General features: G+C 73.9%; 15 protein-coding genes. 13 read left to right on the top strand and 2 right to left on the bottom strand.

Going from position 1 to position 18286, the window contains the following annotated elements; genetic code table 11:
- The first annotated feature begins 141 nt into the window (after positions 1 to 141).
- The 6 genes from ABTY62_RS03880 (at position 142) to ABTY62_RS03855 (ending at position 9292) form a co-directional block, all read left to right on the top strand.
- Positions 142 to 2523: a phosphoketolase family protein gene (locus tag ABTY62_RS03880; protein WP_352127739.1), complete on the top strand. Its 2382-nt coding sequence runs from the start codon at positions 142 to 144 to the stop codon at positions 2521 to 2523.
- 225 nt (positions 2524 to 2748) lie between these two features.
- Positions 2749 to 3135: an ATP-binding protein gene (locus tag ABTY62_RS03875; protein WP_311723353.1), complete on the top strand. Its 387-nt coding sequence runs from the start codon at positions 2749 to 2751 to the stop codon at positions 3133 to 3135.
- A 132-nt stretch (positions 3136 to 3267) separates the two neighbouring features.
- Positions 3268 to 4164 carry a universal stress protein gene (locus tag ABTY62_RS03870; protein WP_352127738.1) on the top strand — a complete coding sequence of 299 codons (897 nt, stop codon included), beginning with the start codon at positions 3268 to 3270 and terminating at the stop codon, positions 4162 to 4164.
- 82 nt (positions 4165 to 4246) lie between these two features.
- Positions 4247 to 5965: a GAF domain-containing sensor histidine kinase gene (locus ABTY62_RS03865; RefSeq protein WP_352127737.1), complete on the top strand. Its 1719-nt coding sequence runs from the start codon at positions 4247 to 4249 to the stop codon at positions 5963 to 5965.
- Between the two features lie 109 nt (positions 5966 to 6074).
- On the top strand, positions 6075 to 6677 hold the full coding sequence (locus ABTY62_RS03860) for an Rv1733c family protein (protein ID WP_352127736.1): 603 nt from the start codon (positions 6075 to 6077) through the stop codon (positions 6675 to 6677).
- Between the two features lie 173 nt (positions 6678 to 6850).
- Entirely contained in the window at positions 6851 to 9292 is a 2442-nt protein-coding gene (locus ABTY62_RS03855) for a right-handed parallel beta-helix repeat-containing protein (protein ID WP_352127735.1), read from the top strand.
- Here ABTY62_RS03855 and ABTY62_RS03850 read toward each other — a convergent pair.
- Positions 9262 to 11499, bottom strand: a complete 2238-nt coding sequence (locus ABTY62_RS03850) for an alpha/beta hydrolase family protein (protein ID WP_352127851.1) — start codon at positions 11497 to 11499, stop codon at positions 9262 to 9264. The genes ABTY62_RS03855 and ABTY62_RS03850 overlap by 31 nt on opposite strands.
- Positions 11500 to 11809: 310 nt before the next feature.
- On the opposite strand from ABTY62_RS03850, the gene ABTY62_RS03845 reads away from it, so the two are divergent.
- Positions 11810 to 12646, top strand: coding sequence for a DeoR/GlpR family DNA-binding transcription regulator (locus tag ABTY62_RS03845; RefSeq protein ID WP_311723138.1), 837 nt, complete (start codon positions 11810 to 11812; stop codon positions 12644 to 12646).
- 168 nt (positions 12647 to 12814) lie between these two features.
- Positions 12815 to 13300, top strand: coding sequence for an SRPBCC family protein (locus ABTY62_RS03840; protein ID WP_352127734.1), 486 nt, complete (start codon positions 12815 to 12817; stop codon positions 13298 to 13300).
- A gap of 21 nt (positions 13301 to 13321) precedes the next feature.
- Here the strand turns inward: ABTY62_RS03840 and ABTY62_RS03835 are convergent, their stop codons facing one another.
- A complete protein-coding gene (locus tag ABTY62_RS03835) occupies positions 13322 to 14425 on the bottom strand; it encodes a PLP-dependent cysteine synthase family protein (protein WP_352127850.1) in 1104 nt (367 codons plus the stop codon).
- Between the two features lie 307 nt (positions 14426 to 14732).
- Here ABTY62_RS03835 and ABTY62_RS03830 point away from each other — a divergent pair, with 307 nt between their 5' ends.
- The 5 genes from ABTY62_RS03830 (at position 14733) to ABTY62_RS03810 (ending at position 18132) form a co-directional block, all read left to right on the top strand.
- On the top strand, positions 14733 to 15062 hold the full coding sequence (locus tag ABTY62_RS03830) for a hypothetical protein (RefSeq protein WP_352127849.1): 330 nt from the start codon (positions 14733 to 14735) through the stop codon (positions 15060 to 15062).
- A 224-nt stretch (positions 15063 to 15286) separates the two neighbouring features.
- Positions 15287 to 15829, top strand: coding sequence for an ATP-binding protein (locus ABTY62_RS03825; protein WP_352127733.1), 543 nt, complete (start codon positions 15287 to 15289; stop codon positions 15827 to 15829).
- An 86-nt stretch (positions 15830 to 15915) separates the two neighbouring features.
- A complete protein-coding gene (locus tag ABTY62_RS03820; RefSeq protein ID WP_352127732.1) occupies positions 15916 to 16515 on the top strand; it encodes a TetR/AcrR family transcriptional regulator in 600 nt (199 codons plus the stop codon).
- A gap of 79 nt (positions 16516 to 16594) precedes the next feature.
- A complete protein-coding gene (locus ABTY62_RS03815) occupies positions 16595 to 17197 on the top strand; it encodes a DUF4865 family protein (RefSeq protein WP_352127731.1) in 603 nt (200 codons plus the stop codon).
- Entirely contained in the window at positions 17194 to 18132 is a 939-nt protein-coding gene (locus ABTY62_RS03810) for a phosphotriesterase family protein (RefSeq protein ID WP_352127730.1), read from the top strand. The genes ABTY62_RS03815 and ABTY62_RS03810 overlap by 4 nt, the downstream gene beginning before the upstream one ends.
- Positions 18133 to 18286: the final 154 nt, after the last annotated feature.

The raw sequence follows: 18286 nt of genomic DNA, 5'->3' as shown, positions 1-18286 counted from the left end.
TGCCCCTCGGTCGCCTCTCGGCGCGGACCGCGCGGACGGGCCGAAGGGCGGCCGGGCGCCGCTTGTGGCATGGTCGTAGGTGGGTCCTTGAGGTCCGGTGCGGCGCGAACGGCCCGGGCCGGGTACCACGCGGAGGCACGCATGGGACCGCAAGCCACGCTCACCGACCGCGAGCTGCACAGCCTGGACGCCCACTGGCGCGCGCTGAACTACCTGGCGGCGGGCCAGATCTATCTGACCGCCAATCCGCTGCTGGCCGAGCCGCTGCGCCCGGAGCACATCAAGCCGCGGCTGCTGGGCCACTGGGGCACCTGTCCCGGTCTGAACCTCGTCTACACGCATCTGAACCGGGTGATCTCGGATCGCGACCTGGACGCGGTGTGCGTCTGGGGCCCGGGCCACGGTGGGCCGGCCGTGTTCGCCGGGGCCTGGCTCGAGGGCACGTACGGGGAGCTGTATCCCGACGTGGGGCGGGACCTGGCCGGGATGGCCCGTCTCTTCCGCCAGTTCTCCACGCCCGGCGGGGTGCCAAGCCACGCCGCACCACAGCTGCCCGGCTCGTTCCACGAGGGCGGGGAGCTCGGCTACTCCCTCGCGCACGCCTATGGCGCGGCGCTGGACAACCCCGGTCTGGTGGTGGTCTGCGTGGTCGGCGACGGGGAGGCCGAGACGGGGGCGCTGGCCACGTCCTGGCACGCCGACAAGTTCCTGGATCCGGTGTACGACGGCGCCGTGCTGCCGGTGCTGCACCTCAACGGCTACAAGATCGCCAATCCGGCCGTCCTGGCCAGGCTGCCCGAGGGCGAGCTGGACGAGCTGCTGCGCGGCTACGGCCACGAGCCGCTGTACGTCACCGCCGCCGCCGGCGAGGACCCGGAGCGGACGCACCACGCCATGGCGGCGGCGCTGGACGTCGCGCTGGACCGGATCGCGGCCTTCCAGCAGGCCGCGCGGGAGGGCGGCGGGGCGCGGCGGCGGCCGCACTGGCCGTTGCTCGTGCTGCGCACGCCCAAGGGCTGGACCGGCCCGGCCGAGGTGGCCGGGGTGCCCGTGGAGGGCACCTGGCGGGCCCATCAGGTGCCGCTGGCGAGGGTCAGGGAGGATCCCGGGCGGCTGCGACAGCTGGAGCGGTGGCTGCGCTCGTACCGCCCGGACGAGCTCTTCGGCCCCGACGGCCGCCCGCGCCCCGAGGTGCTGGCCTGTGTGCCGGCGGGCGACCGCAGGCTCGGCGCCAATCCGCACGCCAACGGCGGTCGGCTGCTGCGCGAGCTGCCGCTGCCCGACCTGGCCGGCTTCGCCGTCGCCGTGGACAAGCCGGGCACCCGGCTGCACGAGCCGACGCGCGTGCTCGGCGGGATGCTGCGCCAGGTGATGGCCGACACGGCCGAGCGCCGCGACTTCCGCCTGGTCGGGCCGGACGAGACGGCGTCCAACCGGCTCCAGGACGTGTACGAGGTGACGGACAAGGCCTGGCAGGCCGAGACGGTGGAGACGGACGAGCATCTGGGGCCGCACGGCCGGGTCATGGAGGTGCTGTCCGAGCATCTGTGCCAGGGCTGGCTCGAGGGCTATCTGCTGACCGGGCGGCACGGCCTGTTCTCCTCGTACGAGGCGTTCGCCGACATCGTCGCCAGTATGGCGTCCCAGCACGTCAAGTGGGTCCAGACCGCCCGCACCGTCCCCTGGCGGGCGCCGATCGCCGCCCTGAACTACCTGCTGACCTCACATGTGTGGCGGCAGGACCACAACGGCTTCTCGCACCAGAACCCCGGGTTCGTCGACCACATCCTCAACAAGGACCCGCAGACGGTGCGCGTCTACCTCCCGCCCGACGCCAACACCCTGCTGTGCGTCGCCGACCATGTGCTGCGCACCCGGGACGCCGTCAATGTGGTCGTGGCGGGCAAGCAGCCCTGCTACGACTGGCTCGGTCTGGAGCAGGCCCGCGACCACTGCGCGCGAGGCCTCGGCATCTGGGAGTGGGCGGGGACGGAGCGGCCGGACGGCGAGCCGGAGGTGGTGCTCGCCTGCGCGGGGGACGTGCCCACCCAGGAGGCACTGGCGGCGGCGTCCGTGCTGCGCACCCGCCTGCCGGAGCTGGCGGTCCGGGTCGTCAACATCGTCGACATGGCCAAGCTGCTGCCGCGTCAGGAGCATCCGCACGGTCTGACGGACCGCGAGTTCGACGCGGTGTTCACCCGCGACCGGCCGGTGATCTTCGCGTATCACGGCTATCCGTGGCTGATCCACCGGCTCACCTACCGGCGGGCCGTCCATCCGCGGATCCATGTGCGCGGCTACCGGGAGATGGGCACCACGACCACGCCGTTCGACATGGTCGTGCGCAATGACCTCGACCGCTTCCGGCTGGTCATGGACGTGTTGGACCGGGTGCCGGGGCTCGCCGTCCGTGCCGCGGGGCTGCGCCAGTCCATGGAGGACATGCGCCACCGGCACCACGCCTGGATCCGGCGGCACGGCGAGGACATGCCGGAGGTGGCGGAATGGAGCTGGCCCGGCTGACCCGAAGCAGAATGCGGGTGAGCAGATTACGGGCACCGATCGCCCACTTCCGGTAAGTGTTCGATGCCCGAACCGTCAATCTCGGTCTCGGCGTGCGCGGACGGCCCAAGGCCCGTACCCTCGGCTGCTTCATCGACCCTGCTGTCACTCGCAGCTGTCACTCGCACTCGTCAACGGGAGGCACCGGTGCCGGCGCAAACCCGCCTGTGGTCCGCCGATCGAGCCATGGAACGTCTGCTCCAGCGCCGTTTCACCGCACGCGAGTTGCCGCTGCTGCGCGTGCAGATCGAGGAGTGCGCCGCCTGGGCCGGGCTGGCCGAGGCGCGCCGGGGCGACTTCGTCCTGGCCGTGGACGCGATCGCCACCAACGCGGTGGAGCACGCCGGCGGGGAGGGAAGCCTGCTGCTGCGGCGGGTCGGTGACGAGCTGGAGTGCCGGATCAGCGACTCGGGCCCCGGCTTCTCCGAGGACGTCATCCCCCGGATCCTGCCGGGCCTGGACGGGGCGACCAGCGGGCGCGGGCTGTGGCTGACCCGCCTGGTCACCGACCGGCTCGCGGTCAGCGCGGGCGCCGTCGGGGCCGTGGTGACGCTCGCGATGCGGCTGCGCTGAGCGCTCCCCCGCTGTCTCTCCCCCCGGCACCCCGCCACCTCCCGCCACGCACGCCGGCCTGTCCCGCCTCGCCCGAGCGGCTTCCGGCGGGACAATGGGAAGGAACGTATCCATGTGCTGACATGAGAGGCGGTGGGCGCGGTGGAGCTTCCCGTCGTGGTGGGGGTGGACGGTTCGGACGCCGCCTTCGACGCGCTGGACTGGGCGGCCGACATGGCCGCGCGGCGCCAAGTGCCGCTGCGCATCGTGCACGCGTCCCTGTGGGAGCGCTACGAGGGGTACATCCCCTCCAGCTCGCCGGACCGCCCGGCGGAGCGGATCCGCAGCGAGACCGTGCTGGCCATGGCCGCCGAGCGGGCGGGGCGGCGCTCCTCGGCGCTCAAGGTGATGACGGATGTGGCGGCCGACGACGCGGTGACGGCCCTGCTGCGCGCCGCGCAGAGCGCGGACGCGGTGGTCGTGGGTTCGCGGGGGCGCGGGGAGTTCGCGTCGCTGCTGCTGGGCTCGGTGGGGCTGGGGATCGCGGCGCGCGCGCACTGCCCGGTGGTGGTGGTCCGCGGCCGCCCGCAGAATGTGCAGGGTCGGCTGAACCGGGTGACGGTGGGCATCGCCGAGCGCGAGCGCCCCGGCGGGCCCGAGTACGCCTCGGGTGCGGCGGCGAACGCCTTCGCGCTCCGCGAGGCGCGGCTGCGCGGCTGTGAGCTGGAGGCGGTGCACGCCTGGCGCTACGCGGCCGCCGAGGCGGCCGGGGAGCCCGGGAACCCCGAGGAGCGGGCGCGGCGCGCCGGTGAGCTGCTCGACGAGGCGCTGGGCGGCTTCTCGGCGGCGGCGCTGCCGCCCGTGCCGGTGGCGCACCGCGTGGTCGAGGCCTCGCCGCGCAAGGCGCTGCTGGACGCGTCGGCGCACTCCGACCTGCTGGTGGTGGGGGCGCGGCGGCGCCATGGCCACTTCGGCATGCAGTTGGGCCTGGTCAACCACGCGGTGCTGCACCACGCGCACTGCCCGGTGGCGGTGGTCCCGCAGACCTGACCGGCCCCGGCGACCCTGGCGCCCCCTTTGACGGCAGGCGCTAGGCTGCCCTGAAGCGGCTGACGGGCACGACGGAGGCCAGGTGTCGGGCACTGGGGATCAGGGGCGCCATCCGGCACTGCCCCAACTGCGTCTGGACCAGCTCATCGACGAGCTTCAGGCGCGGCTCGACGCGGCGCGGGCCACGCAGGGCCGTACGCACAACCTCCTCGAGGCGGTGCTCAACGTCGGCCGCGAGCTGGATCTGGAGCAGGTGCTGCGGCGGATCGTGGAGGCCGCGGTGGTGCTGGCCGACGCGGAGTACGGCGCGCTGGGCGTGGTCGACCAGCACCGGCTGTCGGAGTTTCTGCCGGTGGGGATATCCGAGGAGCTGGCGCGGCGGATAGGACCGCTGCCCGGCGGCCACGGTCTGCTCGGCGAGTTGATCCGCCGTCCGCAGCCGCTGCGGCTGACCGATCTGGCGGCCCATCCGTCCAGCCGGGGCTTCCCGGAGCACCACCCGCCCATGCACTCGTTCCTGGGGGTGCCGATCCGGGTCCGCGACGAGGTCTTCGGGATCCTGTATCTGACCGAGAAGCGCGGCGGCGCCGACTTCGACCCCGAGGACGAGGCGGTGCTGACCACCTTGTCGGTGGCGGCGGGCGTGGCCATCGACAACGCGCGGCTGTACCAGGAGAGCAGGCGCCGCGAGCAGTGGCTGGAGGCGTCGGGTGTGATCACCCGGACGCTGCTGGCCGGGACCCCCTCGGGCGAGGCGCTGAGCCTGATCGCCCGCCTCGCCCTCCAGGTGTCCCTGGCCGACTCGGCGGCGGTGCTGCTGCCGGTCGAGGGGACCGGCAGCCTGCTGGTGGAGGTGGCCGAGGGCCATGACGCGGAGCGGCTCGGCGGGCAGGTGGTGCCGTCGGAGGGGTCGCTGGCCGGGCTGGCCGCGCGCACGGGGCGGCCGGCGGCCAGCGGCGACGTACGGGGCGACCCCCGGGCCTGGCCGATCCCGGCCCGGGAGGGGGAGTTCGGCCCGCTGGTGGCCGTTCCGCTGGTCGCGGGCGAGCGGAGTTCGGGGGCGCTGCGGCTGTGCCGGCTCGCCGGGCGGCCGCCGTTCGACCACCATGAGGTGGAACTGCTCTCCGGCTTCGCGGCGCAGGCGGCGCTGGCCCTGGAACTGGCCCGGCACCGGGCCGAGTCCGAGCGGCTGGCGCTGCGTCACGACCGTGACCGGATCGCCCGCGATCTGCACGACCTGGCGATCCAGCGGCTGTTCGCGACGGGGCTGACGCTCCAGAGCGCGGGGCGGCTGATCGAGCACCCCGAGGCGGTGGAGCGGGTGGGGCGGGCGGTGGACGACCTGGACGAGACCATCAAGATCATCCGTTCCACGATCTTCGCGCTTCGGGTGGTCGGGGACGGCGACGCGGAGGCCGGCGGTCTGCGGCGGCGCCTGGCCAAGGCCATCCGGTCGGCGTCCGATGTGCTCGGCTTCACCCCGGCGCTGGTGGTGGAGGGCCCGGTCGACACCGATGTGCCGGACGAGGTGGCCGACCAGGTGCTGGCGGTGCTCGCCGAGGCGCTCAGCAACACCGCCCGGCACGCGCGGGCGCGGCGGGTGGACGTACGGCTGAGCGTCGGGGTGGGACTCACCCTGGTGGTCGCCGACGACGGCGTGGGCATGGGCGGCAGCGCGCCCAGCGGCGGCCTGGTCAACATGCGCTCCAGGGCCGGGCTCCACGACGGCACGCTGGACATCGAGGCGCCCGAGGCGGGAGGTACGCGGCTGGTGTGGCGGGTACCCCTGGCAACCTGCTGAGCTTACGCGACGGAGGGCCCGACCTCGTGATATTGCTCTCTCTTCGACGAATCCACGTATTTCCGGCCCGTCATGCGGTATCCACGAATGGGGAAGGGGGTGCGTGAGCATGCGGACGATCCGTGGACTGTGGCGCTGGCGGCGCAACCCGCTGCGCCGCGGGACGGACCTCGCCGAGGCCTGGGCGGCGCTGCTTGCCGTGGTGCTCATCGTCCTCGTGGCCCCCACGGTCGGCTGGGTGACGGGCTCGCTCACGCACGGGGCGCTGCGCGAGACGGTGCGGGAGCAGCGGGAGCAGCGGCAGTTGGTCACGGCGACCGTGGTGAAGGTCCTGCCGCACCCTCGTGTCGACTCCGATCCGGAGACCGCCTCGTCGCGTGACGCGCACCGCCGGGTGTTCGCCCGCTGGACCGGGCCGGACGGCAGCAAGCACTCCGGGGCGCTGGGCACCCACCCGGGCGCCGACCCCGGCGAACAGTTCCGGCTCTGGACGGACGGCCAGGGCCGGCCGGCGGGCCGCCCGCTGGACGAGGCGACCGCAGCCACCCATGCCGTGCTGGCCGGGACGGCCGCGGGGGCGGCGGTGGCGGGGCTGTTCGAGGGCACCCGGCGGCTGGTCGTATGGCGGCTGATGCGCCGTCGGTACGCCGAGTGGGACATCGCCTGGGAGCGGGCCGGGCAGGACTGGGGGCGGGCGGGGGCCGGAAGCTGACGGCCGTGTGCCACTGCGTGGCACCGCGCTGAACCGGCGGACCGGAGCCGAGCGTTCCGGCCACGGCCGCGTCAACGCACCGCCCTCCGCGCACGCTACGGTGGGGCTTTCACAGCACAGCGGCACAGTCGCACGCAGCCGGCATACGCACGAGGTGGGGGCACAACAGCACCATGGCACAGGGCTCGGTCGTCCAGGTGACGCACAGCGGAACGTCGCGGTGGCGGCGCCGCACAGGTGAGTACGGCTCCCTCTCGGCGGCCCTGGAGGCCGCGGGGGACGGTGATGTGCTCTCCATCTCGCCCGGCACCTATCGCGAGAATCTGGTGGTGGACCGGGCCGTCACCCTGCGCGGCCCCGAGGGCTCGGGGCGCGGCTCGGTACGGATCGCCCCGGCCGACGGCGTCGCCCTGACCATACGCGCGTCCGCGGTGATCCAGGATCTGCACATCGAGGGCCAGGACTCGGCCTCACCCGCGCTGCTCGTCGAGGACGGCACCCCGGAGCTCGCGGATGTGCGGGTGGCGACGCGCTCGGCGGTGGGCATCGAGGTGCGCGGCGGCGCCCGGCCCACCGTGCGGCGCTGCACCGTGGACAATCCGGCGGGCGTGGGGTTCAGCGTGCTGGACGGGGCGGGCGGGGTGTTCGAGGACTGCGAGGTGGTGGCGGCGGGCCAGTCGGGCGTCGATGTGCGCGGCGGCGGGCATCCGCGGCTCGAGCGCTGCCGCGTCCACCACGCCTCGGGCGCGGGGCTGTCGCTGACCGGCGAGGGCAGCGCGCTGGAGGCGGTCGGCTGTGAGGTGTACGAGATCAGGGGCGCCGGCGTGCAGGTCTCGGCGCGCGCCACGGGACATCTGACCGACTGCCGGGTGCACCGCACGACCGCCGACGGGGTCAACCTCGACACGGACGCGGTGCTCACGCTCGCGGACTGCGACATCCACGACATCCCGGAGAACGCGATCGACCTGCGGTCCCGTTCGGTGCTCACGCTCACCCGCTCCAAGGTGCGCCGGTTCGGGCGCAACGGCCTGTCGGTGTGGGACCCGGGCACCCGCGTGGACGCCAACCAGTGTGAGCTGCACGAGAGTACGGGCGACTACCCCGCGGTGTGGGTGAGCGACGGCGCGACGGCCGTCCTCGACTCGTGCCGGGTGCACGATGTGCCCGACGCGCTGTTCGTGCTGGACCGGGGCTCGCGGGTGGACGTCGTCGACAGCGATCTCTCGCAGGTGCGCAACACCGCGGTGTCGGTGAGCGACGGGGCGACCGCGCAGCTGGACGACTGCCGGATCCGGGAGGCGGCCACCGGCGCCTGGTTCCGTGACCACGGCAGCGGCGGCACGCTGGCGGGCTGCACCATCGACGGGACGGCGACGGGTGTGATCGTCACCAAGGGCGCCGACCCCACGGTCGAGCGCACCACGGTCACCTCCCCCACCGAGGCCGGTTTCTATGTGTCCGCCGAGGGCCGGGGCACCTTCCACAACTGCCGGGTGTCCGGCAGCGGGGGCTACGGCTTCCACATCATCGACGGCTGCCGGTCCACCCTGACCAGGTGCCGTACGGAGCGGTGCGCGCGCGGCGGTTACGAGTTCTCCGAGGCCGGTCCGATCGTGGAGGACTGCACGAGCGACGAGAGCGCGGCCACGCCCGCCGCGCGGTCGGTCGCGGCGGCGGCCGGGAAGCCCGCGGTGGAGACGGCCACGTCGACGGGCGGGCTGCTGGGCACCATCCCGGCGCAGCGCACCTCCGACGGCGTCGCCCCCGCCGCCACGGCCGCGCCCGCCGCCCCGGTGGAGGTGCGCGAGTCCGAGGCCGTGCTGGGCGAACTGGACACGCTGGTGGGCCTGGAGAGCGTCAAGCGCGAGGTGCGCGCCCTCACGGACATGATCGAGGTGGGCCGGCGCCGGCAGCAGGCCGGCCTCAAGGCCGCGTCGGCGCGCCGCCATCTGGTCTTCACCGGCTCCCCCGGCACCGGCAAGACCACGGTGGCCCGGCTGTACGGGGAGATCCTGGCCTCGCTCGGGGTGCTGGAGCGCGGCCATCTGGTGGAGGTCTCCCGGGTGGACCTGGTGGGCGAGCACATCGGCTCGACGGCGATCCGTACCCAGGAGGCCTTCGACCGGGCGCGCGGCGGTGTGCTGTTCATCGACGAGGCGTACGCGCTGTCACCGGAGGACTCGGGCCGGGACTTCGGCCGCGAGGCGATAGACACGCTGGTCAAGCTGATGGAGGACCACCGGGAGGCGGTGGTGGTCATCGTGGCCGGCTACACCGCGGAGATGCAGCGCTTCCTGACCGTCAACCCGGGCGTGGCGTCCCGCTTCTCGCGCACCATCACCTTCGGCGACTACGCCCCGGAGGAGCTGCTGCGGATCGTGGAGCAGCAGGCGGAGGAGCACGAGTACCGGATCGGCGAGGGCGCGGCCGAGGCGCTGTTGAAGTACTTCACGGCGATCCCCAAGGGCCCGGCGTTCGGCAACGGCCGCACCGCACGGCAGACCTTCGAGGCCATGGTGGAGCGGCACGCGGGCCGGGTGGCACAGCTGACCGATCCGAGCACGGACGACCTGACGCTGCTCTACCCGGAGGATCTGCCGGAGCTCTTGTGACGCGGCGGGGACTGGCCCGGGAGGCGGGCCAGCAGCCCGGCCCGCTCCTGGTCGAAGGCCGGGTCGGCCTGGTAGTCGGAGTGGCCGAGGATCGGGGCGGGCAGCGGGTGATCGGCGGTGCGGCCGTAGGCGAGCGGGTCCTTGAGCCCCTCGTGGTCCACCTCAGGACCGGTGCCGTCGGGCAGCCGGATGGGGCCGCCAATGGGGTCGGTGTACCGCCACAGATTGCGCCAGCAGCGGACCTCGTCGTGCAGGGAACACAGCTCGGCCATGCCGAAGTAGGCGGGGAACCAGCGCCCGTAGAGCCGCTCCAGCGGTGAGCCGTAGGTCAGCAGCGCGACCCGGCCGCGGGTGCGCCGGTCGACCTGCCAGACCGCGGCGGCGGCCAGCACGCTGCCCTGGGAGTGGCCGGAGATCACCAGCCGGCCGCCGTGGCGCCGGGTCCAGGTCTCCATCCGCCAGGTCAGGTCGGGGACGGCCCGCTCCGCGTAGCAGGGGGGCGCGAAGGGGTGGGCGGCGCGCGGCCAGAAGGTGCCGACGTCCCACAGGATGCCGATGGTGCGGCGGGCGGAGGGGCTGCGGTAGGCGCGGCGGGCCCAGGTGACGAGCAGCAGGAAGGCCAGGCCCATCAGCCAGGAGCCGAGGGCCTGCGCGGTCCGGGCGGTGGCCTCGACGACCGCGGGGCCGCCCTCGGCGGCCCGTCCGGGCACCTGGTGGGTGACCCAGGCCCCGGTGACCGCGGCCGCGCCGAGGAGCAGGGTGAACAGGGCGACGGGGCCGATGATGGCCGGGGCGGAGTCGGTCAGCCCCGCGCGGGCGATCGTCCCCGCGATCTTGCGGGTGCGCACCTCGTCGGGCTGCTCCCCGGGATAGCCGTCGGGCACGGTGCGGACGAGCCGCCGCCGCACCCGCCACACCCGCACGGCGAATAACAGGGCCACCATCAGCACCACGAACAGCACGGCGGGGATGACCGCCGCCTGCCAGGACAGCAGGGCCGGAGGGCCGGCGATGGGGCCCCCGGCCATGCCGGGCGTGGCGTCGCCGTCCAGCCAGTCGGCCACGCGCTGGGCGACGCCGCCGCAGAGCACCGCACCGAGACCGCAGGCCAGCATCGCCACGGCCGGCCCGGCGAGGCCGCGCAGCGGGGTGCGTCCGGCGGGCGCCGCCCGGTACAGCGCCAGGGCGCACAGGGCCAGGGCGACGACGAGGGTGCCCTGGGCGAGCGCGAGGACGCCGAAGGCGGCGTCGCCTGGCAGCCGCCCCTGGGAGGTCCAGCCGGGCCGGGACCAGCCGGCGTACAGCATGGCCAGGGCGAGCACGCCGAGCGCGGCGCCGGGCAGGGCGGTGGTGGTGATCCGGTCCAGCTCGTCGTCGAGCCTGGCCTCGCTGCGGCCCCGGCGGCACACCACGTACACCACGAGCAGCCCGCCCGCGGTGAGCAGGGCCAGCAGCAGCCACCCGAGGGCGTCGAGGAGGGCGCTGCCGCCCGGCTCGCGGTCGTAGGAGGCGGTGGCCGCGGTGAGGCCCGCGGCGATGGTCAGAAAGCTCGCCGCGGTGTGCGCGGCGCGCAGCCGGGCCACTATCCGGCGGCCGTACCAGAAGCCGGGCAGGCACAGCGCGGCGCGGTTGCCGGACGCGGGGTCCGACTCGTCCACCGGCCGGCGCAGCGGGGGCTGTGACTCGTACGCGCTCCAGGTGCGGTTGGACAGGTACCACAGCAGCCCGCCGAGCGCGGTGGGCACGAGCGAGGCCAGGGCGAGGCGGCGGCCGGGCTGGCTCCACCAGCCGTGGTCCCGCGGCGACATGAAGCCCAGCCAGGACCTGTCGTCCGCGCAGGGCTGCGAGCCGGCGCACTGCCACGCCACCAGGTCGAGCGCCACCTCGCAGGCCCCGGCGATCAGCAGGACGGTGAGGCTCAGCGCGATCAGCCGCACCAGGAGGCCGTAGCTGCGCACGGTGCGCTCGCGCCGGTCGGCGGCGGGCCGCATCCAGTGGGCGAGGTTGGCGACCATGAAGGGCAGCAGGAGCAGCCACAGCGCGCGGGCGCCGTTGCCGGAGGTGAGGTTGGACCAGCAGTAGGCCTCGCGGACCGGTGACTCGCGGTAGTCCTGGGGGCGGCTCTCGGCCTCGACGTCCTCGATGCGCCGGTAGATCCCCGCGGTCTCGTCGCCGGTGACCAGCACGGTCCGCGGATCGGTGAGCATCTCCTGCGGGGTGGCCCCGCCGACACCGTGGACCAGCAGCTCCAGGTCGGGCGGCGGCCGGTCGTCGTTCTCCGCCGCCGCGTCGGTACTCGTATGCGTCGCCGCTGCCACCGCGTCCCCCCGATCCCGGTGTGGTCGTCCCGTCCAGGATCGTGCCCCCGGGGCGCGGGCCCGACGCCGCAGCGCCGGGCGTGGCGAAATCGTGATCCCGGGGTTCGGGAGAGATCGTGTGGCCCCGCGGCATGCGAAGATGAGCCGCGGACGGATGAAGACCGATGAAGGCCGATGGGAACGCGAAGGGACGGGCCGCGTGAGCGACAACCAGAATCTCCTCGCGGAGCAGCGGCGTGCCCTGATCCTCGACGAGGTGAGACGGCGCGGCGGGGTACGGGTCAACGAGCTGACCCGCAAGCTGAACGTGTCGGACATGACGGTCCGTCGCGATCTGGACGCCCTGGCCCGGCTGGGCATGGTGGAGAAGGTGCACGGCGGCGCGGTGCCGGTCGCCGAGGCGAGCACCTACGAGCCGGGGTTCGAGGCCAAGTCGGGTCTCGAACTGAGCGCCAAGGAAGACATCGCGAAGGCCGCGGCGGCGATGGCGGCGCCCGGCACGGCGATCGCGCTGGCCGGCGGGACCACGGCCTTCGCGCTGGCGCAGCAGCTGCTGGACGTCCCCGACCTGACCGTGGTGACGAACTCGGTGCGGGTGGCGGACGTCTTCTACAACGCCCAGCGGTCGGCCGCGGGCGGCGGGGCGGGGCCGCGTCCGGGGGCGGCGACGGTGGTACTCACGGGCGGGGTCCGCACCCCCTCGGACACGCTGGTGGGTCCGGTCGCGGACGCCGCGGTCCGCTCGCTCCACTTCGACGTGCTGTTCCTGGGGGTGCACGGGATATCGGTGGAGGCCGGTCTGTCCACCCCGAACCTGGCCGAGGCGGAGACCAACCGGCACTTCGTCCGGTCGGCGCGGCGGGTGGTGGTGGTCGCGGACCACACCAAGTGGGGCACGGTGGGCCTGAGTTCCTTCGCGTCGCTGGACGAGGTGGACGCGCTGGTGACGGACCCGGGGCTGCCCGAGAAGGCCCGGGCGGAGATACTGGAGCATCTGCCCGGGGAGCTGGTGGTGGCGGGCGAGCCCGCCATGTGAGCGTGTCTCGGGGCGCTGTGGAGCGAGCAGCGACGAGGGAAGCCCGCGCGTAGAAGCGCCCCGAGACTGAGCGGGAAAAGGGGCGCGTGTCTCGGGGTGCGGGCGGAGGGGCCGTCGAGCCGACGGGCGCCGCAGACATCTGACGGGACGCCAGTTACCGTGGGCGGCATGAGACATCGTCTGCGTCCCGTGGGTCTCGGCTATGTCCGCACGGCCCCGCTGCGGCTGGTCTTCGTCGCCGAGGCCGCCGCCCCGCCCGAGGCGGTGTTCACGGCGCTGGCCGACGTCGAGGGGTGGCCTCGGTGGTACCGCCAGGTCGCCGCGGCCCACTCCACCGACGACGGCAGGGGCCGCGAGATCCGGCTGAAGGGCGGCACCCGCTTCACCGAGACGATCATGGCGGCGGACCCCGCGGAGCGCTATGCCTACCGCGTGGACCGGACCAACATCCCGGGGCTGCGCGCCCTGCTGGAGGAGTGGCGGCTGCTGCCCTCCCCCTACGGCACCGGCTCCCTGGTGCGGTACACCTTCGCGGTGGACGGGGTGGCGCCGCTGCGGGGCGCCCTGCGGCTGCTGCGCCCGGGCCTGCGGCGCGCCTTCCGCGACGCGGTGCGCGCGCTGGACCGCCAGCTGGCCACCGCGGCGCCCTCCTGAGGGGTCGGTCGTTCGAAGCGGCTATCGCGGCCGGCGGCCTGTCGTGAGGAAGGCGTCGATCGTCTCGGCGTAGGGCGCGATGTCCAGCCCCTGCTCCCCGAGCCAGGCGTCCGAGTAGTACTTGTCGAGATAACGGTCGCCGGGGTCGCACAGAAGCGTGACCACGCTCCCCGTGCGCCCCCCGGCGACCATCTCCGCGACGATCTTCAGCGCGCTCCACAGCCCGGTGCCCGTGGAGCCGCCCGCCTTGCGCCCGATGGCCCGCTCCAGGGCGCGTACGGCCGCGACGCTCGCCGCGTCCGGGACCTTCATCATCCGGTCGATCGCGCCGGGCACGAAGCTGGGTTCCATCCGGGGCCGGCCGATGCCCTCGATGCGCGAGCCGTGCTCGCTGGAGGCCGCCGCGTCCTCGTGGACCCAGCCGTCGAAGAAGCAGGAGTTCTCCGGATCGGCGACGCACACCCGGGTGTCGTACTGCATGTAGTGGATGTAGCGGGCGATGGTCGCGGAGGTGCCGCCGGTGCCCGCGGTGGCCACCACCCAGGCCGGCTCGGGATAGCGCTCCAGGCGCAGCTGCTGGTAGATGGACTCGGCGATGTTGTTGTTGCCGCGCCAGTCGGTGGCCCGTTCGGCGTAGGTGAACTGGTCCATGTAGTGGCCGCCGGACTTGGCGGCGAGCGCGACGGCCTCCTCGTACATCGTCCGCGGGTCGTCCACGAAATGGCACCGGCCGCCGTGGAATTCGATCAGGCGGCACTTCTCCGGGCTGGTCGTGCGCGGCATCACCGCGATGAAGGGCACGCCGATCAGCCGCGCGAAGTACGCCTCGGAGACGGCGGTGGAGCCGCTGGACGCCTCGATGACGGGCCTGTCCGGGCGGATCCAGCCGTTGCACAGCCCGTAGAGGAACAGCGAGCGGGCGAGCCGGTGCTTGAGGCTGCCGGTGGGGTGGGTGGACTCGTCCTTGAGGTACAGGTCGATCCCCCACCGCTCCGGCAGCGGGAAGCGCAGCAGGTGGGTGTCCGCGGAGCGGTTGGCGTCGGCGTGAACCTTGCGGACGGCCTCCTTGAGCCAGTCCCGGTAGCCTTGGTCGCTGCGGTCGACATCGGCGGTATCGACGGTCACGGCCGCATCGGCGGTCTCGAAAGGGTCGACGGTTTCAAGGGTGTCGACGTTTTGACGGATGTCGGTGTCGGTGTTGGTGTCGGTGTTGACGGTCCGGCCGCCCGCTCGCGCTGTGCTCTCCACGCGCCGCTCCTTGCCTCTCCTGAGGCCCCAGTAGCGCACTCGGGCCTTTTCGGATCATAAGTGGGCACCCGTGCGCCCTGGCATCCCGGGCCGGTCCCGGGCACACTGCGCAGCAGGGAGAATGTGAAAGATGGCTGGGAGAGCGGCGCACATGCCGGCGAGAGTCACCGGGGAGGCGGTCACCATGGCCGATACGGAGTTCAACGCCCGCGGGGTGCGGATCGAGCGGTTTCTGCGCTCGGTCACGCATGCCGGACAGGTCCTGATCAAGGACGGCAGGCTGCACTTGCTGACCAGCTACGGCCGGGAGATCGACAGCGCCCCCGTGCAGTCGGTCCAGGCGAGCAAGCCGTGGTTCGCGGACGGCGACCAGGCCCTCGCGACGGTCAACGGCACCCGCTATCGCCTCACCCTGGGCGAGCGGGACGCCGCGGCCAAGGCCGCCGCGCCCGGCGCCGCCAGCCGCTTCCTCGACGTGATCCGCAGCGCGCGAGGCCACACCCCCAAGGGCTGACGCCCCCGGCCATCGCCGGGACGTACCCCCTGAGTTGCGCACATGGGCGCGGGGGTCGACCCTGGACGCACACCAGTATCACTGAGGGTCAACGGGCGGTGACGCTGAGAACCGGCCTCTCCCGGTCGCGCCCGGCAGCCACCACTGGCGACGGTGGCCGCTGCGCGCGTTCGACGCCCGCATCTGAATCAGGCTAGCCCCAACTTCTTCAGGGAGTCGCAGCCGTGATCAGTCGTCCAAGCAGACATTGCACGGTGGAGCTTCAGGCCCTGCCGTCGCGGATCGGGCAGGTCCGCAGAATCGTGTCCGCGCAATTGCGCTACTGGCATCTGGATCCGCTCATCGATCCCGCCGCGCTCGCCGTCACCGAGCTGCTCGCCAACGTCCACCGGCACGCCCAGCCGGACAAGCAGTGCACGGTGGAGATCGTTCTCATGCTGGACCGATTGACGGTCTCGGTCCGCGACCACGATCCGCGGCTGCCCCATGTCCCCGAGTGCGACCTGATGGCCACCCATGGCCGGGGGCTCGCCCTGGTCGCGGCGGTCAGCCAGAGCTGGGGCATGCACGCCCGGGACGACGGCGGCGGGAAGGTCGTCTGGTTCTCCCTGGCCGTGCCGCAGCCCGCCGCCCCCGCCAAGTCCCCCTTCGCGGCGCATGGCGCGGCCCGCACCGCCCCGCCCGACCGCACCGATCTCTCCCGCCCCGCACCGCCGGCCGGGGTCCGGGAGCGGGCCCCCGCCGCCCGTTCCGCAGTGCCCCACTGAGCCGCGCGCCCCCGGCCGGGCCGGGGGCACCGCCCGGTGGCGGCCGATGGAGCCGGGTGGAGCCGCCCCCGTCTGTACTTACTAGTATGTACAGTGGGTTCATGAGCACTGCGGACCGGTTGATCGAGAGCACTCAGGACCTGCTGTGGGAGCGCGGCTACGTGGGCACCAGCCCCAAGGCCATCCAGCAGCGCGCGGGCGCGGGCCAGGGCAGCATGTACCACCACTTCAGCGGCAAGCCCGACCTCGCGCTCGCCGCCATCCGCCGCAGCGCGGAGCAGCTGCGCGCCTCCGCCGAGGCGTGCCTCTCCGGCCCCGGCACCGCGTATGACCGCGTCCGGGCGTATCTGCTGCGGGAGCGGGAGGTGTTGCGCGGCTGCCCGATCGGTCGGCTGACGATGGATCCGGACGTCATCGGCGACGCCGCGCTGCGCGAGCCGGTGGAGGAGACGCTCGGCTGGCTGCGCGCGCGGCTGGCCGGGGTCGTCTCCGAGGGGGTGGAGCGCGGGGAGTTCGACGCGGGGCTCGACCCGGAGCGGATCGCCGCCTCGGTCGTCGCGACCGTCCAGGGCGGCTATGTGCTGGCCCGCGCCGCGGGTTCGCCGGCACCTTTCGACAGCGCCGTCCAGGGCCTGCTGGACCTGCTCGCCGCCCGCGCGCCGCGGCCCCGGCGGTCGGTCTCGTAGGGGATCTTGGGGCCTCTTGGGCCTTTACGCCTCTCGGGGTGCCACGCGCGCTCCCCCGCCGATACGACAGGAGTTCCCCGTGCACGCCATGCAGTACCGGATCACCCTGCCCGCCGACTACGACATGAAGATCATCCGGCATCGGGTGGAGTCGAAGGGCCCACTGCTGGACGACTTCCCGGGGCTCGGGCTGAAGGCCTACGGCATCCGCGAGCGCGGGGTCGACGGCTCCCCGGTCAACCAGTACGCGCCGTTCTACCTGTGGGCCGACCCCGGAGCCATGAACCGCTTCCTGTGGGGCCCCGGATTCCAGGGCATCGTCCGGGACTTCGGCCGCCCCTCGGTCGAGACCTGGCAGGGCCTCGCCTTCGAGCCCGGCCCGGCGCAGGCCGCGGTACCGCGCACCGCCACCCGTCACGCCACGGCCGTCCCGGCGGGCGCCGACCCGTCAGGTGGCGGTCCCGCGGGCGCGGTCGAGGGCGCGCTGGAGGAGGTCCGGCGGACGGCCCGCGCGGACGGCGTGCACTCGACGGCCCTCGTGATCGACCCGCGCGGCTGGGAGCTGCTGCACTTCACCCTCTGGGAGGACGCCGCCCCGCCCGACGCCCCCGGTGACCGCTACCAGGTGCTCCATCTGTCCACGCCGGACCTGGCGCGGCTGCCGCGCGGACGCCAGTGGTGAGCGCGGCCGAGCGGACGGAGCAAGCCGCCGTACGGACCGTGCTCGGCGATGTCCCCGGTGAGGCCCTGGGCATCTGTGACGCGCACGACCACCTGTTCCTCCAGAGCCGGCTCCTGCCCGGGCAGGAGCTGGCCGACGTGGCCGCGGCAGACGCCGAGCTGCGGGCCTTCCGCCGGCTCGGCGGAAGCGCGGTGGTGCAGTGGACGCCCTACGGCCTGGGACGGGCGGCGGACGAGCTGGCCGGGCTCTCCCGGGCCACCGGCGTCCATCTGGTGGCCGCGACGGGCCTGCACCAGGCACAGCACTACGCACCGGGCACTGTCGAGGCGGTGCTCGACGGGCTCGCCGAGCTCTTCGTCGACGAGCTGACGCGCGGCATCGGCGGCACCGGCCCGCGCGCCGGGCTGATCAAGGTCGCCGGCGGCTTCCACGGCCTCGACGCCCACGCCCGCAGCACCATGGCCGCGGCCTCCGACGCCCATCACCGCACCGGCGCGCCCATCGCCGTCCACCTGGAGCTGGGCACGGGCGCCCTGGACGTACTGGAGCTGCTGTGCGGCGAGCACGAGGTGGCACCGCGGAGCGTGATCCTCGGCCATCTGAATCGCTCGCCGGACCCGGTCGTGCACCGGCAGGCGGCCCGGGCCGGGGCGTTCCTCGCCTTCGACGGGCCGTCCCGCGCCAACCACGCCACGGACTGGCGGCTGCCCGAGGTGCTGGCCGCGCTCGTGGACGCCGGGTGCGCCGATCAGCTGCTGCTGGGCGGTGACACGACGACGGCCGCGGCCCGGTCGGTGAACGGCGGCCCCGGCATGCCGTATCTGCTCCGCCGGCTGCGCCCGCGGCTCGAACTCGCCCTGGAGGCCGAGGTGGTGAGCCACATGCTCACCACCAACCCGGCCCGCGCCCTGGCCGCTGCCTGGCGGGCGGGCTGAGGCCGGGCCCGGGGCGGCGGGTCGTACCGCTCGCGGGCGCGAGGCCGCACTGCGGCAGCGTCTGGGCCGTGTCCGGCGGCCACGCGGCCGAGCCGCACATCGATGCTGTTCCCCACCCCGCCCCTTCCCGACCCCTGCCGATGTGCGGCTCCGC

Origin of the sequence: Streptomyces sp. NPDC097640, from assembly GCF_040302705.1 — a bacterium.
In the GTDB taxonomy this organism is placed as follows: domain Bacteria; phylum Actinomycetota; class Actinomycetes; order Streptomycetales; family Streptomycetaceae; genus Streptomyces.
This window is presented reverse-complemented; position numbering and strand designations above follow the sequence as displayed.

What these genes read in the sequence shown, in the direction of transcription:
- ABTY62_RS03860 (WP_352127736.1), top strand. Translation starts at nt 6,075, where the DNA reads ATGCGGACGATCCGTGGACTGTGGCGCTGGCGGCGCAACCCGCTGCGC.
- ABTY62_RS03875 (WP_311723353.1), top strand. Translation starts at nt 2,749, where the DNA reads ATGGAACGTCTGCTCCAGCGCCGTTTCACCGCACGCGAGTTGCCGCTG.
- ABTY62_RS03850 (WP_352127851.1), bottom strand. Translation starts at nt 11,499, where the DNA reads ATGCTCACCGATCCGCGGACCGTGCTGGTCACCGGCGACGAGACCGCG.
- ABTY62_RS03880 (WP_352127739.1), top strand. Translation starts at nt 142, where the DNA reads ATGGGACCGCAAGCCACGCTCACCGACCGCGAGCTGCACAGCCTGGAC.
- ABTY62_RS03820 (WP_352127732.1), top strand. Translation starts at nt 15,916, where the DNA reads ATGTACAGTGGGTTCATGAGCACTGCGGACCGGTTGATCGAGAGCACT.
- ABTY62_RS03855 (WP_352127735.1), top strand. Translation starts at nt 6,851, where the DNA reads ATGGCACAGGGCTCGGTCGTCCAGGTGACGCACAGCGGAACGTCGCGG.
- ABTY62_RS03830 (WP_352127849.1), top strand. Translation starts at nt 14,733, where the DNA reads ATGGCCGATACGGAGTTCAACGCCCGCGGGGTGCGGATCGAGCGGTTT.
- ABTY62_RS03840 (WP_352127734.1), top strand. Translation starts at nt 12,815, where the DNA reads ATGAGACATCGTCTGCGTCCCGTGGGTCTCGGCTATGTCCGCACGGCC.